The 18,506-nt window shown below is 70.7% G+C and carries 16 protein-coding genes; 5 read left to right on the top strand and 11 right to left on the bottom strand.

Features of this window, described 5'->3' with window-relative positions:
• The first annotated feature begins 4 nt into the window (after positions 1-4).
• The 3 genes from ACFKCF_RS03295 (at position 5) to ACFKCF_RS03285 (ending at position 2,982) form a co-directional block, all read left to right on the top strand.
• Positions 5-727: a VOC family protein gene (locus tag ACFKCF_RS03295; RefSeq protein WP_394490427.1), complete on the top strand. Its 723-nt coding sequence runs from the start codon at positions 5-7 to the stop codon at positions 725-727.
• Between the two features lie 141 nt (positions 728-868).
• Positions 869-2,065 carry an NAD(P)/FAD-dependent oxidoreductase gene (locus tag ACFKCF_RS03290; protein ID WP_394490425.1) on the top strand — a complete coding sequence of 399 codons (1,197 nt, stop codon included), beginning with the start codon at positions 869-871 and terminating at the stop codon, positions 2,063-2,065.
• Positions 2,062-2,982 carry an RNA polymerase sigma-70 factor gene (locus ACFKCF_RS03285; protein WP_394490423.1) on the top strand — a complete coding sequence of 307 codons (921 nt, stop codon included), beginning with the start codon at positions 2,062-2,064 and terminating at the stop codon, positions 2,980-2,982. The genes ACFKCF_RS03290 and ACFKCF_RS03285 overlap by 4 nt, the downstream gene beginning before the upstream one ends.
• On the opposite strand, the gene ACFKCF_RS03280 is transcribed toward ACFKCF_RS03285, so the two are convergent.
• Together ACFKCF_RS03280 and ACFKCF_RS03275 are read right to left on the bottom strand one after the other, a co-directional pair.
• Positions 2,979-3,848, bottom strand: coding sequence for an alpha/beta fold hydrolase (locus ACFKCF_RS03280; protein ID WP_394490421.1), 870 nt, complete (start codon positions 3,846-3,848; stop codon positions 2,979-2,981). The two genes, ACFKCF_RS03285 and ACFKCF_RS03280, sit on opposite strands and share 4 nt — an antisense overlap.
• Positions 3,849-3,886: 38 nt before the next feature.
• Positions 3,887-4,471: a GNAT family N-acetyltransferase gene (locus tag ACFKCF_RS03275; protein WP_394490419.1), complete on the bottom strand. Its 585-nt coding sequence runs from the start codon at positions 4,469-4,471 to the stop codon at positions 3,887-3,889.
• A 108-nt stretch (positions 4,472-4,579) separates the two neighbouring features.
• Between ACFKCF_RS03275 and ACFKCF_RS03270 the strand changes: the two genes are divergently transcribed.
• Complete coding sequence (locus ACFKCF_RS03270; protein ID WP_394490417.1) at positions 4,580-5,524, top strand: TetR/AcrR family transcriptional regulator C-terminal domain-containing protein; 945 nt, start codon at positions 4,580-4,582, stop codon at positions 5,522-5,524.
• 615 nt (positions 5,525-6,139) lie between these two features.
• On the opposite strand, the gene ACFKCF_RS03265 is transcribed toward ACFKCF_RS03270, so the two are convergent.
• The 4 genes from ACFKCF_RS03265 to ACFKCF_RS03250 form a co-directional block, all read right to left on the bottom strand.
• The gene (locus tag ACFKCF_RS03265; protein ID WP_394490415.1) at positions 6,140-7,210 is read right to left on the bottom strand and encodes a M20 family metallopeptidase; all 1,071 of its coding nucleotides are present in this window, start codon (positions 7,208-7,210) and stop codon (positions 6,140-6,142) included.
• Between the two features lie 483 nt (positions 7,211-7,693).
• Positions 7,694-7,828, bottom strand: coding sequence for a hypothetical protein (locus ACFKCF_RS03260; protein WP_394490413.1), 135 nt, complete (start codon positions 7,826-7,828; stop codon positions 7,694-7,696).
• Between the two features lie 8 nt (positions 7,829-7,836).
• Positions 7,837-8,865, bottom strand: coding sequence for a dipeptidase (locus tag ACFKCF_RS03255; RefSeq protein WP_394490411.1), 1,029 nt, complete (start codon positions 8,863-8,865; stop codon positions 7,837-7,839).
• A 415-nt stretch (positions 8,866-9,280) separates the two neighbouring features.
• Positions 9,281-9,865 (bottom strand): TetR/AcrR family transcriptional regulator, encoded by a 585-nt coding sequence (locus ACFKCF_RS03250; protein ID WP_394490409.1) that lies wholly within the window; start codon positions 9,863-9,865, stop codon positions 9,281-9,283.
• Positions 9,866-9,957: 92 nt separating this feature from the next.
• On the opposite strand from ACFKCF_RS03250, the gene ACFKCF_RS03245 reads away from it, so the two are divergent.
• Complete coding sequence (locus ACFKCF_RS03245; RefSeq protein ID WP_394490407.1) at positions 9,958-10,911, top strand: SDR family NAD(P)-dependent oxidoreductase; 954 nt, start codon at positions 9,958-9,960, stop codon at positions 10,909-10,911.
• Positions 10,912-10,998: 87 nt separating this feature from the next.
• Here ACFKCF_RS03245 and ACFKCF_RS03240 read toward each other — a convergent pair whose 3' ends face one another.
• The 5 genes from ACFKCF_RS03240 to ACFKCF_RS03220 form a co-directional block, all read right to left on the bottom strand.
• Positions 10,999-11,796, bottom strand: coding sequence for a serine hydrolase (locus tag ACFKCF_RS03240; protein WP_394490405.1), 798 nt, complete (start codon positions 11,794-11,796; stop codon positions 10,999-11,001).
• Between the two features lie 193 nt (positions 11,797-11,989).
• Entirely contained in the window at positions 11,990-13,519 is a 1,530-nt protein-coding gene (locus tag ACFKCF_RS03235) for an alpha/beta hydrolase (protein ID WP_394490403.1), read from the bottom strand.
• A 228-nt stretch (positions 13,520-13,747) separates the two neighbouring features.
• A complete protein-coding gene (locus ACFKCF_RS03230) occupies positions 13,748-15,955 on the bottom strand; it encodes a SulP family inorganic anion transporter (RefSeq protein ID WP_394490401.1) in 2,208 nt (735 codons plus the stop codon).
• 78 nt (positions 15,956-16,033) lie between these two features.
• A complete protein-coding gene (locus ACFKCF_RS03225) occupies positions 16,034-17,446 on the bottom strand; it encodes a hypothetical protein (protein WP_394490399.1) in 1,413 nt (470 codons plus the stop codon).
• Positions 17,447-17,629: 183 nt separating this feature from the next.
• The gene (locus ACFKCF_RS03220; protein ID WP_394490397.1) at positions 17,630-18,139 is read right to left on the bottom strand and encodes a YbhB/YbcL family Raf kinase inhibitor-like protein; all 510 of its coding nucleotides are present in this window, start codon (positions 18,137-18,139) and stop codon (positions 17,630-17,632) included.
• Between the last annotated feature and the right edge of the window lie 367 nt (positions 18,140-18,506).

Genomic DNA, 18,506 nt, shown 5'->3' with positions numbered 1-18,506 from the left:
CGGAATGGCCTGTCGCCTCCACGCGCTCTGCTTCGACGCACACGACCCGCTCCGTCTGGCGCACTTCTGGGCCGGCGTTCTGGACTGGAAGCCGGCCGACGACCCCGAGGACGGCATCGCGCTCCTGCCGAGCGACGACACCGGGTTCCGGATCCGGTTTCTTCCGTCCCAGGCGCAGAAGATCGGCCAGAACCAGATGCACTTCGACCTGACGAGCACGTCCCTCGAGGATCAGGAGCAGACGGTGGCGAGGGCGCTCGGGCTCGGTGCCCGGCACATCGACATCGGTCAGCGTCCGGAGGAGGGTCATGTGGTGCTCGCCGACCCCGAAGGCAACGAGTTCTGCGTGATCGAGCCGGGTAACAACTTCCTGGCCGAGTGCGGATTCGTGGGAGCGCTCGCGTGCGACGGCTCGCAGGAGGTCGGATACTTCTGGAGCGAGGCGCTGGGCTGGCCGTTGGTCTGGGACCAGAACGAGGAGACCGCGATCCGCTCGCCGCACGGCGGCCCGAAGATCACCTGGGGCGGGCCGCCGCTGGAGCCGAAGACCGGGAAGTACCGGCTGCATTTCGACCTCGCTCCGCCCGCCGACGGTGATCAGCAGGCGGAGGTCGAGCGCCTCATCTCCCTCGGGGCGACGCGCGTCGACATCGGTCAGGGTGAGGTCGACTGGGTGGTCATGGCCGATCCCGATGGCCACGAGTTCTGCGTTCTGACCCCGCGATAGCGCCAACAGGCTCCTCAGGGCCGCTGACCAGGCACAAGCCTCCGTGAGGCCGGGTGTGGCGCACGTCACACCCGGCTCATGTCACGTATCGGCGAGCAGCTTGCATCTCGTGGTCGTCAGCGCGAGGAGAAAGGCGCAAAGATGACCAAAAACCGTGAAACGGGCACGCATCGGGTTCTGGTTCTGGGGGCGGGGTACGCGGGCATGGCCGCGGCCATCCAGCTCGCGGCTCGGGGCAAGGGACGCGAGGACGTACAGGTGACCCTGGTGAACTCGCAGGAGCGGTTCACCGAGCGGCTGCGGCTGCACATGTCGGCGACCGGCCAGCGGGTCGCCGAGCTGAGCATCCCGGAGCTGCTGGAGGGCACGGGCGCGCGGTTCGTGCGGGGCTGGGTGACGGCTGTGGACGCGGACGCGAAGCTCGTACGGATCGACGACGACCGGGTGCTGCACTACGACACGCTGGTGTACGGGCTGGGCAGCGTGGCCGACACGGCGGCGGTGCCGGGCGTGGAGGACCACGCGTACACCCTCAACAGCGCGCAGGACGCCGAGCTGCTGGCCGAGCGGCTGGTTCGGCTGGGCCGTGGCACGGTCGTGGTCGGCGGCAGCGGGCTGACCGGCGTCGAGTCGGCCGCGGAGATCGCCGAGCAGTACCCGGAGCTGGACGTCGTACTGCTGGGCCGGCAGGAGCCCGGCGCGGCCATGAGCCCCAGGCCGAGGGCGTACCTGCAGGCCGCGCTCGCGCGCCTGGGCGTCCGGGTGCTCAGCGGGGTCGAGGTGGTCAAGGTGTTGCCGGACGCGGTGGAGCTGGCGGGCGGGGAACTCGTCGCCGCCGACGCCGTGCTGTGGACGAGCGGTACGCGGGTCTCGCCGCTGGCGGCCGCGGCCGGTCTGACCGTCGACGAGCGCGGCCGGGTCGTCACCGACGCCGCGCTGCGGTCGGTGTCGCACCCGGACGTGTACGCCGTGGGCGACGCCGCCGCGATCCGGCAGGGCTACGGCGTCATGCACGGCACCTGCCAGGGCGGCATGCCGACCGGCGTGCACGCCGCGGTGTCGATCGTCCGCACGCTGGACGGCAAGCGGCCCAAGCCGTTCCGCTTCGGCTACTACCACACGCCGGTGAGCCTGGGGCGGCACGACGCGGTCGTCCAGTTCACCCACCCCGACGACAGCCCCCGCCGGGTGTATCTGACCGGCCGGATGGCGGCACGGTATAAGGAGACGGTGACTGCTTCCCCCTGGCCGACCTATGGCCGCATGAAGAAGATGCCCGCCTCGGGCGCGTTCTGGCCCCGCGGCGGCCGCTTCACCCGGGTCCGGGGTGCGCGGTGACGCAGCCGTACTCCGATCGCGACCAGCAGGTCTTCAACCAGCATCGCAACCTGCTGTTCTCCGTGGCCTACCGCATCCTCGGCACCGTGGCGGACGCCGAGGACGCGGTCCAGGACGCGTGGATCAAATGGTCGGCCGCCGACCGTTCGCAGGTGGCCGACCCGAAGGCTTATCTGGCGCGGATCGTGTCGAACCTGGCGCTGCAACGGCTGCGCTCCACGCAGCACCAGCGCGAGACCTATGTGGGGCCGTGGCTCCCTGAGCCCATCCTCACCGGCGGCGACACCGCCGGCGACGTCACGGACGCCGAGTCGGTATCGACGGCGATGCTGGTGGTGCTGGAGACCCTGAGCCCGCTGGAGCGCGCGGTCTTCGTGCTGAAGGAGGTCTTCGACTTCAGCCATGCCGAGATCGCGGAGGCGGTGGAGCGCTCCGAGACCGCGGTGCGCCAGGCCGCGCACCGCGCCCGCGAGCACGTACGGGCCCGGCGGCCCCGCTTCACCGCGGACCGGTCGCGGCAGCGCGACGTCACCGAGCGCTTCCTCGCCGCCGCGACCGGGGGAGACATCAACATCCTCATGGAACTGCTGTCCCCGGACGTCACCCTGTGGACCGACGGCGGCGGCAAGGTCCGCCAGGCCCTGCGTCCGGTCGTGGGCGCGCAGACGGTGGCCGCCTGGTTCGCCGCCATCGGCGAGGTCACCTACCAGGGCGTCGAGCCCGCCGACATGAAGGCCGCACTGGTCGAGATCAACGGCGGCCCGGGCGTGGTGTTCAGCGGCCCGGGCAAGGTGATCGCCACCGTCACGTTCGACTTCGACGCGGAGGGCCGCATCACCACCATCCACAACATCGCCAACCCGGACAAACTCCAGGCCATCGCCGACGGGACCACCCGCGACGTCGCGCGGAACTAGTGGCTGAGGAGGTCGCTGAAGATCTCCACCAGTTCGGGCCGGTCGAAGGGGCCGACGTGGGGCGCCGCGACGCTTCGCACGTCGGTGGGGTTGTCCGGCGTGAGGCGGTCTGCCTCCTTGATGAACCGGTCCTGCAGCGCTGGCGGGATCAGCCGGTCGAGAGTGAATCGTACGTAGGTCCGGGGAATGCGGCCCCACGTGTGCGCCTGGCCCCGGGCTTCGGCCATGGGAATGCCGGCGGTCTCGTCCGGTTCGAGCAGGTTGAGCAGCCGGCTCACGGCCTCGTCGGTGAAGTCGCCGGCCAGGGCCTCCCGGACGCCGCGGAACACCGCCGGGTCGGCCGAGCGCCAGTTGAGCCGGGTCACCCCCAGGACCGCGGGGTCGGCGACCAGCGCCTGGGTCACTTGGGGGAGCAGGCTGTCGCTGTTCTCCGGCGTGGAGAGGTAGGCGGTCAGGTTCGGCAGGTCCACGCAGCAGTACGCGGCGACGTAGACGACCCGGTCGAGCAGTTCGGGGATGGCGTTGCCGACCCTGCTCACGGTGACGCCGCCCTGGCTGGCGCCGGCCAGGATCACGGGCCCGAGGCGGCGGGCGCGGCGCACCACGTCCACGACGCGTTCGACGTAGTCGTCGATGGTGATCTTCGAGAGCGGCGACGGCTCGGTCGCGAGCGACTGGAGGTCCTGCGGGGCCTGGTACGCGCGGGGGTAGAACGCTTCGTCGCCGTGTCCCGGAAGGTCGACCATCAGGCTGCGGTGCCCGCGCAGGGTGAGTTCGCGGATCAGCCCCGTGCCCAAGGCCGAGGAGGAGTTGGTGCCATGGACGAACACCAGGGTCGGCGCGCGCTCTGCTTCATGGTTGGTCATTGTCGTTGTCTTCCTTGTTCGTCGGGTTGGGCAGGCGGTCAGTGGCGCGGCCGGCGCCACATCGGCCACAGGAGCGGGCTGTCCGCCACGCGCACCGGTTCGCCGAGATCCTCGAATCCGTGCCGCAGGTAGAGGGTGCGGCTCCGGGGCGAACTCGCCTCCAGGTACGCGGCGAGCCCGTCGGCGTCGGCTCGCTCCAGCCGGTGCCGCAGCATCGCCGAGCCGAGCCCGGCGCCCTGCCGTCGGCCGACCACTCCCATGCATGCGAGGTAAAGGTGCGGTTCGTGGCCGGGGTGCCGTTGGGCCAGCGCCTCGCCCACGGCCTGCAGCCGCGCCCCGCTCTCGCCGAAGACCGCTTTCTGGTCCGCCTCAGGCGCTGGCTCTTCGCGGGACGCCGGACCCAGCCACACCGAGGCGCCTTCGCCACGGCCGATCAGGTACGCCTCGGCGGTGGGCTGGATGAGCAGGGAGCGGTAGAAGTGCGACTGGAGGCGACCTCGTTCGCTCGCCTCGGGGAAGAGCCAGCAGGCGAGGGGGTCGTCCATGAACGCCTCGGTGAGGACGTCCAGCACCGCCTGCTCGTCCGCCTGCCGCACGGATGCGTACGGCGTATCAACTGTCATGCGTACAGAGTATTGACATGGCGGTCTTTATGGCTGTTTTGCAGGAAATAAGTGAACTAGTACTGTATGGAGTGAACTAGTACAGTTGCCGATGGATCGGAGGCTCCCATGCAGCGGACGGATCCGCCCTATCAGCGGATCGTGGCGGAGATCCGTGCCCGGATCCTGAGCGGCGACCTGCGGTCCGGCGACCGGATGCCGTCCATCCGGCAGATCGCCCAGCGCTGGGGCGTCGCGCTCGCCACCGCGACCAAGGTGATGGCGGCGCTGCGCGACGAGGGGCTGGTCGAGACGAAGGTCGGCTCCGGCGCGGTGGTCAGCGCGAGCGTGACCCAGAAGCAGCCTGCCGCGCCGTCGAGACCGCGGCAGGCCGGCGTTCCCAAGCAGGCGCTCAACCGCGAGCAGGTGCTCCGCACCGCCATCAAGATCGCTGACGTCGAGGGCCTCGACGCGGTGTCCATGCGGCGACTCGCGGCCGAGCTCGGCGCCGGTCCGATGTCGCTGTACCGGCACGTGGAGCACAAGGACGAGCTGGTCACGCAGATGGTCGACGAGGTCTTCGGCGAGCCGGAGCTTCCCGTGCCCGGGCCGGACGGGTGGCGGGCCAAGCTCGAGCTGATCTCCCGGCGGCAATGGGAGCTGGTCCGGCGGCACCTCTGGCTGCCCAGGGCCGTCTCGTTCACGCGCCCGCTGCTCGTGCCCAACATGATGGCCCACACCGAATGGACCCTGCGCGCGCTCGACGGGCTCGGCCTGCCCATGGCGACCCGCATTCGAGAGGCGCTCGCGCTGCACGGGCTGGTCATGACCGTCGCCCTGTCGATGGCGGAAGAGGTCGAGGCGGAGCAGGAGACCGGGGTGTCCCTCGACCGGTGGTGGCTCGCGCAACGCAACCGCGCCGACGAACTCCTCAGCAGCGGACGATTTCCACTGCTGGCCACGATTCCCGAGGAGACGGTGTCGGACCTGGACGGGCTGTTCGAGTACAGCCTCGCGCGCCATCTCGACGGCTTCGCCGCCCTGCTCGAGGGTCAGCCCCGAACCCGGCCATGAGCCCGATCGCGCCCTCGCCAGGCTTCGGCATCGCGCGGTGCCGTCCGGAGATCAACGATATGACGTCACCGCTGGGGCAGCCCGGGACGGTCAGGGGCCATGGAGGGTGGGTCATCGTGGCGCCGGTCACCGCCAGCCGCGGCCGGTGAAGCTCGCCAGCTTGGTCGGCTCGCGGTCTCGTACGGGGGTCCTCGCCGGGTGAGGCCGGCCGGAGGGGCGTTCTCCTGGTGCCGGGTCCGTGTCGGTCGGTGTCGGTCCGTGGCCGTCCGTGGCCGTCCGTGGCCGTCCGTGCCCGTCCGTGCCCGTCCGTGCCGGTCGGTGTCGGTCGGTGGCAGTCGGTGGCGGGAGGACGTTATCGGACACGCCCGGTGGCCGCTGCGCCGGGTGCCGCCGACGCCTGCACCAGCGAGGAATGCGGACCTCCTCGCTCGACCGCTGCGACGGCCCCACGTGCCGATGCCCACACGCCCCGATGTGCACAGGTGCCGATGCCCCCGCGTGCCGATGCTCGCACGTCCCCGCCCACACATGCCCGCACGCCCCTGCCCACACGTGCCGATGCCCACACGCCCTGCCACACGCCCCGATGCACACTCGCGCGGTGAGGATCTCCGCTCACGCCCCACGACGAACGGCCTCGATCAGGGCGCGGAGGAGGGCGGTGCGCCGGGGCATCTCGGCGACGATGACGTGCTCGTCGTCCGCGTGCGCCCCGCCGCCCACCGCGCCCAGCCCGTCGAGGGTCGGGCAGCCGACTCCCGCCGTGAAGTTGCCGTCCGAGGCGCCGCCCACCGAGGCCGAGGTCAGCGGCCCCACTCCCAGGTCCGCCGCCAGTTCCTGCGCCAACGCGTACAGCGAGGCCGACATCGCGCTCTCGAGCGGCGGCCGGTTGGGGCCGCCGAGTATCTCCAGGCGGGTGCCGGGCAGGACCGGCCGGAGCGCGTGGAAGGCCGCGTCGACCCGATCCTGCTCCGACATCTCAGCCACTCGCACGTCCACCGCGACCGAGGCCGCAGCAGGGACGGTGTTGCGCGCCGTACCGCCTGACAGGACCGTCGGCGTGACGGTGGTGGCCCCGGCGCCGATGGCGGCGATGGCCAGGATCTGGTGAGCCAGCTCGATCGCGGCGTTCAACCCTTTCTCGGGCTCGAGCCCGGCGTGCGCGGCCCGGCCGCGGACGTTGACGGTGTAGAGGGCGGTGCCCTTGCGGGAGGTCTTCAGCGCGCCGCCGTCGGCGCTCGCCTCCATGACGAACGCGGCGGCCAGCCCGCGCGCGGTCTCCTTGATCAGCTCGGCCGAGGTACGCGAGCCGCACTCCTCGTCGCCGTTGATCAGCAGCGTGATGCCGTCGAGTGAGTCGAGCCCGGCGAGCGCGTGGAACGTCTGCACCAGCCCCGCCTTCATGTCGAACACGCCGGGCCCCCGTGCCACGCCGTCCACCACGGACCAAGGGTGGGTGGCGAGGGTGCCGATCGGCCAGACCGTGTCGTGGTGACACAGCAGGAACACCTTGGGGGTGCCGAACGTCCAGCGCAGGTGCGTGACGCCGTCGATCACGAGGAACTCGGGCTGCGCGCCCAGATGGCGGGCTCCCATCGCCGCCACGACTTTCGCGCTGCGGGCGATGGCCTCCAGGTCGTGGGTGAAGGACTCGCACAACACCAGCTCTTCGAGATCCTCGATCATGCCATCCCTCCGTAGAGCTCGCGCTTCATACCGTTTCCTCTCCGCAGCCGTCCCCTCGCACCGGCCCGACCGCCGTTCGAGGAGGGGTTGATGAAGGGGGTGATGCACATGCCGGCGACCCACCACCCGCTCACTCAGATCCTCAGAAAGCGGTGCATGCTGCCGCCGACCGAACCGGCTCCCGCACAGGAACCAGCGCACGCTGCCGCCAACGCCGTTGATCGCTCATCCAAGAGACGGCGTACGCCGCCGCCTACTCCACCGATTACTCGCCCAAGCAGCGTCGTCGCTGCCGCCGACCGAACCAGCTCCCCGCCCAGGAACCAGCGCACCTTGCCGCCAACGCCATCAATCGCTCACCCAGGAGACGGCACCGGCCGCCACCCACTCCACCTGCTACTTACCCGGAAACCGCCGCACGCTGCCGCCAATCGACCCAGCTATTTACCGGAAGGCGGCGCACGCCGGCGTCAACCGACCCAGCTATTCACCGAAGGCGGTGCACACCAGCGTCAACCGGCCGAGCCATCTGGCCGGGAAGCGGTGCATGCCGCCGTTGACCGCCACAGCCGTCTGCCCGAAGACGATGCACTGCCGTGAACCCACCCACGTGCGCATGCCGCCGATCAAGCCAGTTGCCCGCCCAGGAAGCGGTGCACGTTGCCGCCGATGATCTGCATGACGTCCTTCTCCGGGAGGCCGCGGGCCAGCAGACCCTCGGTGACCATGGGCAGGCCCGCGGGACCCTCCAATCCCGGGATGGCCGACTTCGGGTTGACACCCCTCGGGTTGAGGCCCTCGCAGCACGGCGGCGTCAGGTCGTCCATGACCTCGCGGATGAAGTCGGGGCCGAGCCCCACATGGTCGATCCCGGCGACGGACACGATGTGCTCGATGTGGTCGAGCAGGCGGTCGAGGGTCATGTCCTCCTCGCGCTCGGCGAGGAAGGGGGCGAAGAAGTTGACGCAGATCACGCCACCCGTGGCGGCCACCGCGCGGAGCTGGTCGTCGGTGAGGTTGCGGTGGTGGTCGCGCAGCGCCCTGGCGGAGGAGTGGGTGGCCAAGACCGGTCTGGTGGCCAGCTCCAGGACGTGCGCCACGCCGGAGGCGCCCAGGTGGGAGACGTCGAAGACGATGCCGAGCCGCTCCATCTCCGCCAGCGCCGCGATGCCGTGGGAGGTCAGGCCGCTGCCCGTGGCGTCCTCACCGCTGCCGTCGGCCAGCGGCGTGCGCCCGAAGTGGGCGATGGACGCCACTCGCACGCCAAGGCGGTGGACGGTCGAGATCAGCTCGACGTCGGCGTCGAGGCCCGGCATGCTCTCCAGCGCGATCACCAGAGCGATCTTGCCCTCGTCGAGCGTGCGGTCGATGTCGGCCGCGCTGAGGCATATCCGGACGTGGTCGGGATTTCCCTCGGCCAGCACGTGCGCACACTCGATCATGCGCAACGTCTGCCTCAGCGCGCCCTCCGGCCGATATTGGTCGTCGATGAAGACCGGCAGGACCTGCAGATCGACCCCGCCCTCGACGAGCTGGGGCAGCCATCTCTCCCGGAAGAACGAGGCCCACTGCTGAGGCGGCCGTGCGGACACGGCCATGAGCAGGTCGTTGTGTGTGTCGGCCACGACTGCGCGCCGGTGGAGGGAAAGCGTCATGCGATGGACGTTATCGCGAGCCCTGGACCTGCTCCAATGCACCCTGGGTCCGATTTTCTGGATCACTTGTACGACTGTGGGTTGAGTTTCGTCTGTGCCCAATGGGGAACCGCACGCCGAGCGGCGGCAGATAACGGGCGAGCACACGCGGCCGGGCTGAGCGGTGACGACGGCCCGGCCGGAGCCGGGTCAGCCGGGCGGCCGGCGCCGGGTGGATGCGCCGTGCTGCAGGCGCGGCGCCGAGAGCGGCATCGCCGCCGGGAGCCCGCTTCCAGAGCCGAGCGAGCCGGTCAGGCCTCCTCCCAGGGGTGGCTTCCTCTCGGGGGGCTTCTTCCTGGCGGTGGCCTCTTCCCGGGGGTGGTACGCCGTGCTGTGAGGGCGGTGCCCGGAGCTCGCCCAGGGCCGAGCGAGCCGGTCAGGCGTTCTCGTGCGACTCCGGCCAGCCGGATTCGAGCAGGTCGAAGATGGCGTTCATCGCGGCCAAGGGGTTGGGCTCCGCACCCGCGAGCTCAGGGATCTCCAGGACATAGCGGGCGAGCGCGCGAACGGTCATGTCGGAGGGGTCGCGGCCGCTCTCTGCGGCGATCGCCTCGGCCAGGGGGCCCTCGCCGGCTATCCAGAGCTTGCGTGAGTACTCCCGCAGCGCGGGTGTGCTGACGATCAGGTCGCGTTTGGCCCGCAGTTCGGGCGGGAGATCGTCGGTGAAGGGCCCACGGCCCGCCAGGCAGCGGCGCAGGGCTTCCAGCACGGACTGCCCGGCGGGCCGGTCGCGGACCGCGGCGGCCAGCCGGACGTGCCGTTCCGCGCCGTCGTCGAAGATCAGCGCTTCCTTGCCGTCCGGCACGTGCGCGAACAGCGTGGCGATGGAGACGTCGGCCTCGTCGGCGATCTGCGCGACGGTGACGCCGTCGTACCCGTGCTCGGAGAACAGCCGCAACGCGGCGTCCGACAACGCCCGGCGGGTCTGTGCCTTCTTGCGCTCCCGGCGCCCCATCTCCATGCCTTCATCGTAGCGAAACCTGGAGCGCCTATGAATTCAGAATGACTATAGTTTCAGAGCCAATCCAGAATCACCGAGACAAGGAGCCGGACATGGGCATCCCCTGGGACGTACGACGCCTGCCGCGCGCCGAAGGCAAGCACTTCCTCGTCACCGGCGGCAACGCGGGCATCGGATACTTCGTCGCCGAACAACTCGCCGGCACCGGCGCCACCGTCATCCTCGGCAGCCGCGACACCGCCAAGGCCGAAGCCGCGCAGGCCTCGATCCGCGCCCGCGTCCCCGGCGCCGACGTGCGGCACATCCGCCTGAACCTGGCCGACCTCTCCTCGATCGAAACCTCCGTGTACGCCCTGCGTCCGGAGAGGCTGGACGCGGTCGTCTGCAACGCCGGAGTGCTGCTCGACCAGCCACAACGGCAGGTCACCGGGGACGGCGACGAGCTGATGTTCGCCACCAACCATCTGGGGCACTTCGCGCTGGTCCACTGGCTGCTGCCCCTGCTCACGGCCACGCCCGCGAGCCGCGTCGTCACCACCGGCAGTTTCACCGCCAAGTCCGGGAGCCTGGACCTCGACGATCTGCAGAGCACGCGCGACTACCGGCCCAAACGCGCCTACGCGCGATCCAAGCTCGCCCAGATGCTCTTCGGCTTCGAACTCGACCGCCGCCTGCGCGCCGCCGGCAGCACGACGCTGAGCGTGGTCACCCATCCCGGCGGCGCGCTCGACTCCCTCACGCCCGCCCGTCCGCCGGTCCACCTCCCCACCACCGGCGAACGGCTGCGCGGCCTGCCCGCGGGCCTCCTCCTCCAGGGCAAGGAAGCCGCCGCCTGGCCCGCCGTCCGGGCCGTCCTCGACCCGTCCGTACAGGGCGGCCAGCTATGGGGACCCCGGGTCTTCGGGATCCGGGGCCTGCCCATTCTCGAACCCGTACGCGGCCACCTGGCCGACACCGAACTCGCGGCACGCCTGTGGGCCGCCACCTCCGCCCTGACCGGCCTCGACCCCAGCCCTCCGGCGGCCCGGACCACAGTTCGCCGGTGAGGTGAGTCGCCGTCGGCCGAGATGGGCCCAGGCCTCGTCAGCCGGGGTGGGCCGGGCCCTCGTCGGTCGAGGTGGGCCGGGGCCTCGTCAGCTGCGGCCCGCGGTCTTGGAGAGGGCCTCGGCGACGAGTTCGGCCACGTGCTCGACCGCCTTCACCCCGGCCCCCATCGTCCGGTGCCGGTGGGAGATGACGGCGATCAGGTACGTGTGCCCGTGGCGGTCGCGTACCCGGCCGATGCTGTTGACCGTCCACCGGCCCCCGTCGCGCGGTCGTGGCAGCCAGCCGTTCTTGAGGGCCACGTGCCGGCGTCCGGCCGCGCTCACGCCCCACGACTGCTCCGGCGTCACGTCACTCATCAAGCCGAGCACATACCGGCGGTTCTCGGCGGAAAGAGGGCTCTTGGGGGAGGTGAGCGCGGTCAGGAGGCGGACCTGGTCGGCGGCGCTGGTCGTGGTCGCTCCCCACGCCCCTCCAGGGCCGGGGGCCGTGTCACGCAGGCCGAGTCTCCTGTGGGCGGCGGCCAGCCCCGGCGCGCCGCCGATCGCGGACCACAGCGTGGACGCGGCGGCGTTGTCGCTGACCTTGATGGCCCGGGCCGCCGAACGCCGCTCCGAGCCGGTGAGGCCACGGTGCCGGCGCTGGGCCTTGAGCAGCAGCGCGACCACGAGGTCGACCTTGACGATGCTGGCGGTGGCCGTTCTGAGGCGGTGGTTGTAGGTGTAGGACAGGCCGGTGGACAGCTCGCGTACCGACACCGAGAGCTGACCCGGGAGGGCGTCCAGGTAGCGGTCCAAGGAACGGGTCAGCGCCTTGCCGTACGGACGGCGCGCAGGCGGCGACGGTGAGGTCGCGGCGACCGCGCGGGGGACGAGCGGGGCAGGCACGGGGGCGGGGCCGCATGAGGTGAGCAGGGATGACAGGAGGACGGACGCCGGCAGGGCTCGCCGGAGCGGTCGCGTCCCGGGCTGGGACGGCACGGCGGCCTACGTGGGGGACAAAAACGGCAAAGAACGCGAAGCCATGGCAGGCAGCATTGCGACGCAGCTGTTTCTCCGGTGTTAGCCAAGGTGAAAGGGCTCAGCCTGGTGAGCCCTTGCTGTCCGGGTCCAGCGGCTGCTGCTTGCAGGTGATGCCGCGCTGCGGGGGCCGAGCGTTGATCAGATACTCCTCGACCGGCCGGCGGATGCACTGCTCTGTGTTGGCCAGGTAGGCGGTGTGTCCGTCGCCGTCGTAGGTGAGCAGGACGCCGGACGTGAGCTGGTTCGCCAGGCTCTGAGCCCACTTGTACGGGGTCGCAGGATCGCGGGTGGTGCCGATCACGAGGATCGGAGGGGCGCCGGCCGCGGTCACGGCCCTGGGCTGCCGGGTGGGCTTGACCGGCCAGTAGGCGCACGGCAGCCACGGCCATACGATGAACGAGCCGAAGTGCGGCGCGACCTTCTCGGCCCGGTCCGCCAGGTTCTCGACGGCCGCGAGATCGGCGGGAAACGGCTTGTCCACGCAGTTGACGGCCTTCAGCGCCCCGGTCGAGTCGTCTGCCTCCTGCTCGTCACCGAGCTTGTACAGGCCGGTGCCGTCGCCGTCGTCGATCGCCTGGGTCAGGGCCTGCCGCAGCGCGGGCCAGGTGTTCCGGCTGTAGAGGGCCATGTAGATCCCCTGCGTCACCACGTCGTCGTCCACCGGGCTGTGGTCGCCTGCCCGGTTCCTCAGGGGTTTGCGGGCGGCCCGTTCCTGCAGGTCGGAGATCTTGCCGACCGCCTTGTCCACGCTCCCGGCGCCCAGGGGACACCCGGCGATCTTGACGCAGTAGGCGGCGAAGGCTCGCAGCGCGGTCTCGAAGCCTTGGGCGTGGCCGAGGAGGAATTCCTCGCCCGTCAGCTTCGGATCGGACGCGCCGTCCAGGACCAGGGCCCGCACGTTCCGTGGGAACTGGTCGGCGTAGAAGGCGCCCAGGTACGTGCCGTAGGAGAATCCGAGGTAGGTCAGTCGCTGGTCGCCGAGCGCGGCCCGCAGCACGTCCATGTCGCGGGCGGCGTTGACCGTTCCGACGTACGGCAGGTTGGCGCCGGACCTGGCCCGGCAGGCCGCCACGAACGCCCGCCAGAACATGACCTGGGTGTCGATCTGGGAGCGGGTGGCGGGCGGGTCGGCGAAGAGGCGCTGCTCGGCCTGCCGGGAGCCGAAGCAGCGCACCGGCTCGCTCTTTCCCACGCCGCGGGGGTCGAACCCGACGAGGTCGAAGCGATCTCGTAGCGCCGCACCGAACGCCTGGCTGGAGGTGCGGAGGAAGGAGACGCCGGATGCGCCGGGTCCTCCGGGGTTGGTCACCAGTGAGCCGACGCGCCGGGATCTGTCTCTCGCGGGCAGCCGGATGACGGAGATCTTCAACTGGTGGCCCTCGGGACGGGCGTAGTCCCGTGGCACCTTCAACGTGGCGCACTGGAAGCCGTCCCTGCAGCCCGACCACGACAGTTTCTGCTGATAGAACGGCTCAAGGCCGACCGGCGGCCCGATCACTGTCATCGTCGTGCTCTGCGTGCTGCCGCATGCGACCGCGAGCATTCCCGTCGCCGCGGCCACTGCTGCCGTCCGAAGTGCCGTCCCCACCCATTCCCCCTGTTTCGGGCGAATCATCACTCTGTGTGAGGTTGCGTACCCATTCGGTCATTGCGTTACTCGAGAGAGGGGCGGAGGCATCGACACCTCCGCCCCTCCGGCCCCTGGGAGTCAGGACCGGCGTCGCGAGGAGCGCCATGGGCATGTGGAGAACCTCGCCGGCCCCGCGACACTAATCCGCCCCGGGCGCCGCGTCTGCGCAGGATTACTCAGAACGGTTCACACGCTCATCGTCCGCTCGGCGTTGGGGCGCAGCGGCGGCACCATGTGCACCCTGGCCGAGCCGATGTCGAAGTACAGCCCCACCAGCTCCAGCTTCCCGGCGCGCACCTGCTCGTCGACCTTCCGGTACGTGCGCAGGTTCTCCAGCTGCTGCTGCACGTTGACCCGGCACAGCACGTCCAGAGCGCCGCTGTGCAGCCGGTCGCCCTCGGTCTCGATGAACCTGGCCAGGCTGTGGTTTCCGTGCCGCAGCCACTTCCTCAGCCCCGGCAGGCTGCCTGCCTGCACCCCGCCGCTCAGCACCCCCGCCATGGCGCCGCACCCGGAGTGCCCGCACACCGTGATCGTGTGTACGCCGAGGACCTGCGTGGCGTACTCGATCGCCGCCACCACCGAGTCGTCGTGCGGTTCCGAGCCCCGGCGCGGCACCAGATTGCCGATGTTGCGCACCGTGAACAGGTCTCCCGGGCCGCTCGCGGTGATGAGGCTGGGCACGATCCGGGAATCGGCGCACGTGATGAACAGGTGCGACGGCTGCTGCTTGCGGGCCAGCTCGGTGAAGATGGGCCGGACCAGCGGCGCCGTACGCCGATGGAACTCGCGCGCCCCCGCCGTCAGCAGGCACTCCGCCTCGGCGGAGTCGGGAGCCGACGGACGGACCGGACGACGGCGGTGCGACCACGGCAGCCACCAGCGATCCGGCACCTTGGGCGGCGACTTCACGGGGAACATGCGCGCGCCGCTGGCCGCCAGCGCGTACCACTCGTCGTGCAGCTCGTCGATGTCGACCGTGCCGCCCATGCGCTCGTGGTCCAGCCGCCAGGAGTGGATGGCCTCGAAGGCGGCGTTGTCCATGAAGTCGATGTTCAGGTCGAGGTCCACGGCGGTGACCGGGGGGATCGTCCGCAGCTCGTGCGTGAGCCTGGGCACGCCCAGGAACGTCAGCGAACCGGAGACCGTCACGTGCAGCCGCCCGTCGCCGCCGTCGCGCTTCAGGACCGTGACCCAGGTCAGGCGGCGCAGCGCGAGCAGCGCGGCCAGGATCAGCCCCATCACGACGCCCTCGGCGAGCCCGAGCACGATCACGGTGAGCATCGTCACGACGTAGACGGGCACCTCGCCGTGGCCGTGCACCTTCCGGATGTGACCGAGGTTCACCATCTGCACGCCGATGAACACCAGCAACGCCGCCAGCGCCTCCAGCGGGATCAGCTTGATCGTCCAGCCGAACCCGATCGCGAACACCAGCACCCACGCCCCGTGCAGGATCGCCGACCAGCGCGTACGCGCGCCCGCCTGCACGTTGGCGGTGCTGCGCACGATCACCCCCGCCACCGGCAGGCCGCCGAGGGCGCCGGTGACCATGTTCGCGACGCCCTGGCCGGTCAGCTCCTGGTCGAGGTCGGCGCGGCGGCCGCCGTGCATCCCGTCCACCGCCACGCAGCACAGCAGCGACTCGCACCCGGCCAGCAGCGCCACCAGCAGCACCGCGCCCACGATCAGGTGCCAGTCGCCGTGCGGCAGGACGGGGAAGGCCCACTGGGTGAGGCTGTGGGACAGGTCCACGCGCGTGACGTCCCAGTCGAACACCCACGCCGTCACCGCCGCCACGAGCAGCGCCACCAGCGGCGCGGGCACGACCTTGACCCGCTTGGGCAGGCGCGTCCACAGCGCCAGCACCGTGATCGTGAGCAGCCCGACGGCGACCTTGTGCCCGTGCAGGTTCGCGATCTGGCCGGGCAGCTCGATCAGGTTGGCCACGGCCGAACGCTGCGAGCTGCCGCCCAGCACCACGTGGAGCTGGGCGAGGGCGATGATCACGCCGACGGCCGCCAGCATGCCGTGGATGACCGCCGGCGACACCGCGAGTGCCGCCCTGGCCGCCTTGAACACGCCCAGCAGGAGCTGCACGGCGCCCGCCAGCAGGGTGATCATGCAGGTGGCGCGCCATCCGTACGTCTGCACGAGGTCCACGACCACCAGCGACAACCCGGCGGCGGGCCCGCTGACCTGTACGGCGGACCCGCCCAGCGCGCCCGCCACGATCCCGCCGACCACGGCGGCGATCAGACCGGCGGCCAGCGGCGCGCCGGAGGCCATCGCGATGCCCAGGGACAGGGGCACCGCGACGAGGAAAACCACGAGCGAGGCTGGCACATCATGCCGGAGGGTGCTCAGCCAGCTACTCTTCGTGTCGGGGATCATGGAGCAAACCCTATTGCTCCGTCGACCCTGCTTTAAGGGTGTGTCACGCTGGTTTTACCCATTAATGGGCGCGTGCGTTCACCGGTAGTAGTCGTGCGGGTGTTCCTGGTCGGACCCGCGACGGTGGTTGCCGCCGCCGTTGCCGTTCTGGGAGCCGTACGTCGGCCACGCGGTCGCGCTCGACGGCGGCTCCGGCCAGGCTGCGGCCGGGGCGGTGGTGATGTCGCCCGTCTCGTACGCGAACGGGGCACCCTGCGGCGTCGGGGGCACCGGGGTCGACGACAGCACGTCATCGTAGGCCGAGACCGCCCTGCCGGGCACGGTCGGGGTGCCGGAGGCGGGGGAGGGGCCGGTGAGCGGGTCGGTGTCGTCGGCCACGGCCCAACCGGAGCGCACCTCGTACGAGGCGGGATAGGACGAGCGCGCGGCGGGCTGCTCGAACGCTGGCCAGGAGGTCCCCGAGCCGTAACCGGCGGCGGGGGAGGGGTCGTCGAGGATGTCGGGCTGCGCGGGCCAGGAGCCGGACGAGGAGGGCGTCGCGGGCGGGTTGGTCCAGGTGGTCTCGGCCGCGTTGTTGTAGGCCGGGAACGGGTCGCTCGTGGGCGCCCCGTGGATGGGGGCGGGCTGGGCGGGGAAGGAGCCGCTCGAGGCGGGGTTGACCGGGTAGGCGCCACTCCCGCCGGGCCGGCTTACGGGGCCGGCCGGGAAGGTGCCGTTGGCGGCGGGGGCCGCCGGGAAGGAGCCGGCGCCGCTCCTGGGCGAGTTGTTGGACGACAGGGAGTCGGGGCGGGGGGAGGGGACCGGCTGGGCGCCCGCGCCCAGGATGCTCATCACGTCGGCCGTGGGGGCCGCGAACGTCACCGTACGCTGGTCGGCCAGCTCCGGCTGGGACGGAGCGGGGCGCTTGGCGGGCTCCACCAGATCGGCGAGGTTGGCCGCGGCGGAGGCCGGCTGGCGCTGCGGCAGGGGGGCCTGGACGGTGGTCGCGTCGGGGTCGACGGCGGCCGAGGCGGCGGCGGGCCGCGGCTTCGCGGTGCGCTCCTGACGCTTGGGGGTCGCGGGGTGCTCGGCGGGCTTCTCGCGCTCGACCGGACGGGAGGCGCCCTTCCTGGCCGCCACGGTGCCACCCGCGCCGAAGCCACCCTCTTCCGCGTCGCTGCGGATGTTGGCCCAGAACTCCTCGTCGTCGTCATCCGTGCTCGGGTTGCCCCACTCGTCGACGCCGCGCCTGCCACGCTGACCGGTGCGCACCGGTTTGGGCTCGCGCTCGCCGATGGGGCTGAAATCCGGGCTGAAATTGGCCATGCGAGGCTCATGCGAGGCGAACTCGTCAGTGGACCGCGTCTGGGTCCTCTCCTCCTTCTCGGCCATCTCCTTCAGCCGTTCCGGAGGGAGAGAGCTCTCCCGGCGGCTCATTGAACGCATGCCCAGTGCCACGACGACGAGCACGAGGAGCACGACAGCGACCAAGCTCACTACGACCGCGATCATTGCACCACCCTCAAAGCCATGGCCTCCCTTCGGCGCTGGTGAGATCGCGCGGCCATCGACGCGACCTGCCCCTTTTGATCACCAGTGCCTAACGATTGGATCTGATTGTGTCGGACCACTATGAGCGTTGTCACACCCTACGTGAAGAATTGGTACACCGGACTACCTGCTGTGTTCGCTATCTCACTGGATGTCGACCGCTGTGAGCCGACCCCGGGCGATGGTCTTGTCCGCGATCTTCTTCAGGATGTCGGGGAGCTCGGCACCCTTCTGGACGTCGACCTTGCCGTTCAACGTGTAGACGGTGAAGCGATAGCTGCCCGGGTCGCAAGGAGGCTCGTAGCCCTCCTTGCCGCCGGTGACCTTCGCCTGGCCGGACCCCTCAGGAGGGTCGGCCGCGGCGTTGGGCCCCAGCTCGGTGGTGGTCGCCGGGATGTTGTAGAGCACCCAGTTGACCGCCGAGTCGGACGATGTGTGGGAGTCGACCACGATCGCGATCGACTTCGCCTCGGACAATGGCTGGCTCGACCAGCGCAGCGGAGGACTGCCCTCGCCACCCCTGCAGGAGTATTCGGCGGGGAGCGGTTTGCCCTCCCGCAACTCCGGGCTCGAGACGTTGATCTCCGCGATGTCCTTGGCCTGAGATCTGCCGATGAAGCTGCCGCAACCGGCCAACGCGAACGCCGCAGTCACCGCCGTCACACTGACGGCGATGCGCCGCATACGTGTTGCCGCGTTACACAGCCCCATGCCGGACGATGCTACGCGGCTCTCGGCGGTGCGCAGACCGTTTCTCGATGGTCGGTGCTCGGTAAAGGATCCGAAACGGGTCAGAATCGCGGGATCCTTGGAGTGAGGTTGGCCACAGGAGTGGCCTGCGTGTCTGTTGGGGGAGCGGATCGGGTCGCGCCCCGGGACCCTGCCTGGCCTGCCGGTTCGATCCGGCGGGACGCGGGCGGGCTCGTACCCCAGGATCCGGCAAAACGGACACCGTTTTCGGTCACGGCGATGTCGCAAAAAACCAGGTGCGTCGGATCGGTCCATAGATGTAGGAACTCGC

This window comes from Nonomuraea sp. JJY05 (genome assembly GCF_043496855.1).
GTDB lineage: Bacteria > Actinomycetota > Actinomycetes > Streptosporangiales > Streptosporangiaceae > Nonomuraea.
Note: the sequence above shows the minus strand (reverse complement) of the source record. Positions and strands in the feature narration are given on the sequence as shown.

Excerpts from the sequence above, each read along its gene's own strand:
- ACFKCF_RS03295 (WP_394490427.1), top strand. The coding sequence starts at position 5 with ATGGCCTGTCGCCTCCACGCGCTCTGCTTCGACGCACACGACCCGCTC.
- ACFKCF_RS03290 (WP_394490425.1), top strand. The coding sequence starts at position 869 with ATGACCAAAAACCGTGAAACGGGCACGCATCGGGTTCTGGTTCTGGGG.
- ACFKCF_RS03280 (WP_394490421.1), bottom strand. The coding sequence starts at position 3,848 with ATGACCAACCATGAAGCAGAGCGCGCGCCGACCCTGGTGTTCGTCCAT.
- ACFKCF_RS03275 (WP_394490419.1), bottom strand. The coding sequence starts at position 4,471 with ATGACAGTTGATACGCCGTACGCATCCGTGCGGCAGGCGGACGAGCAG.
- ACFKCF_RS03270 (WP_394490417.1), top strand. The coding sequence starts at position 4,580 with ATGCAGCGGACGGATCCGCCCTATCAGCGGATCGTGGCGGAGATCCGT.
- ACFKCF_RS03265 (WP_394490415.1), bottom strand. The coding sequence starts at position 7,210 with ATGATCGAGGATCTCGAAGAGCTGGTGTTGTGCGAGTCCTTCACCCAC.
- ACFKCF_RS03260 (WP_394490413.1), bottom strand. The coding sequence starts at position 7,828 with ATGCGCACGTGGGTGGGTTCACGGCAGTGCATCGTCTTCGGGCAGACG.
- ACFKCF_RS03255 (WP_394490411.1), bottom strand. The coding sequence starts at position 8,865 with ATGACGCTTTCCCTCCACCGGCGCGCAGTCGTGGCCGACACACACAAC.
- ACFKCF_RS03250 (WP_394490409.1), bottom strand. The coding sequence starts at position 9,865 with ATGGAGATGGGGCGCCGGGAGCGCAAGAAGGCACAGACCCGCCGGGCG.
- ACFKCF_RS03245 (WP_394490407.1), top strand. The coding sequence starts at position 9,958 with ATGGGCATCCCCTGGGACGTACGACGCCTGCCGCGCGCCGAAGGCAAG.
- ACFKCF_RS03230 (WP_394490401.1), bottom strand. The coding sequence starts at position 15,955 with ATGATCCCCGACACGAAGAGTAGCTGGCTGAGCACCCTCCGGCATGAT.
- ACFKCF_RS03225 (WP_394490399.1), bottom strand. The coding sequence starts at position 17,446 with ATGATCGCGGTCGTAGTGAGCTTGGTCGCTGTCGTGCTCCTCGTGCTC.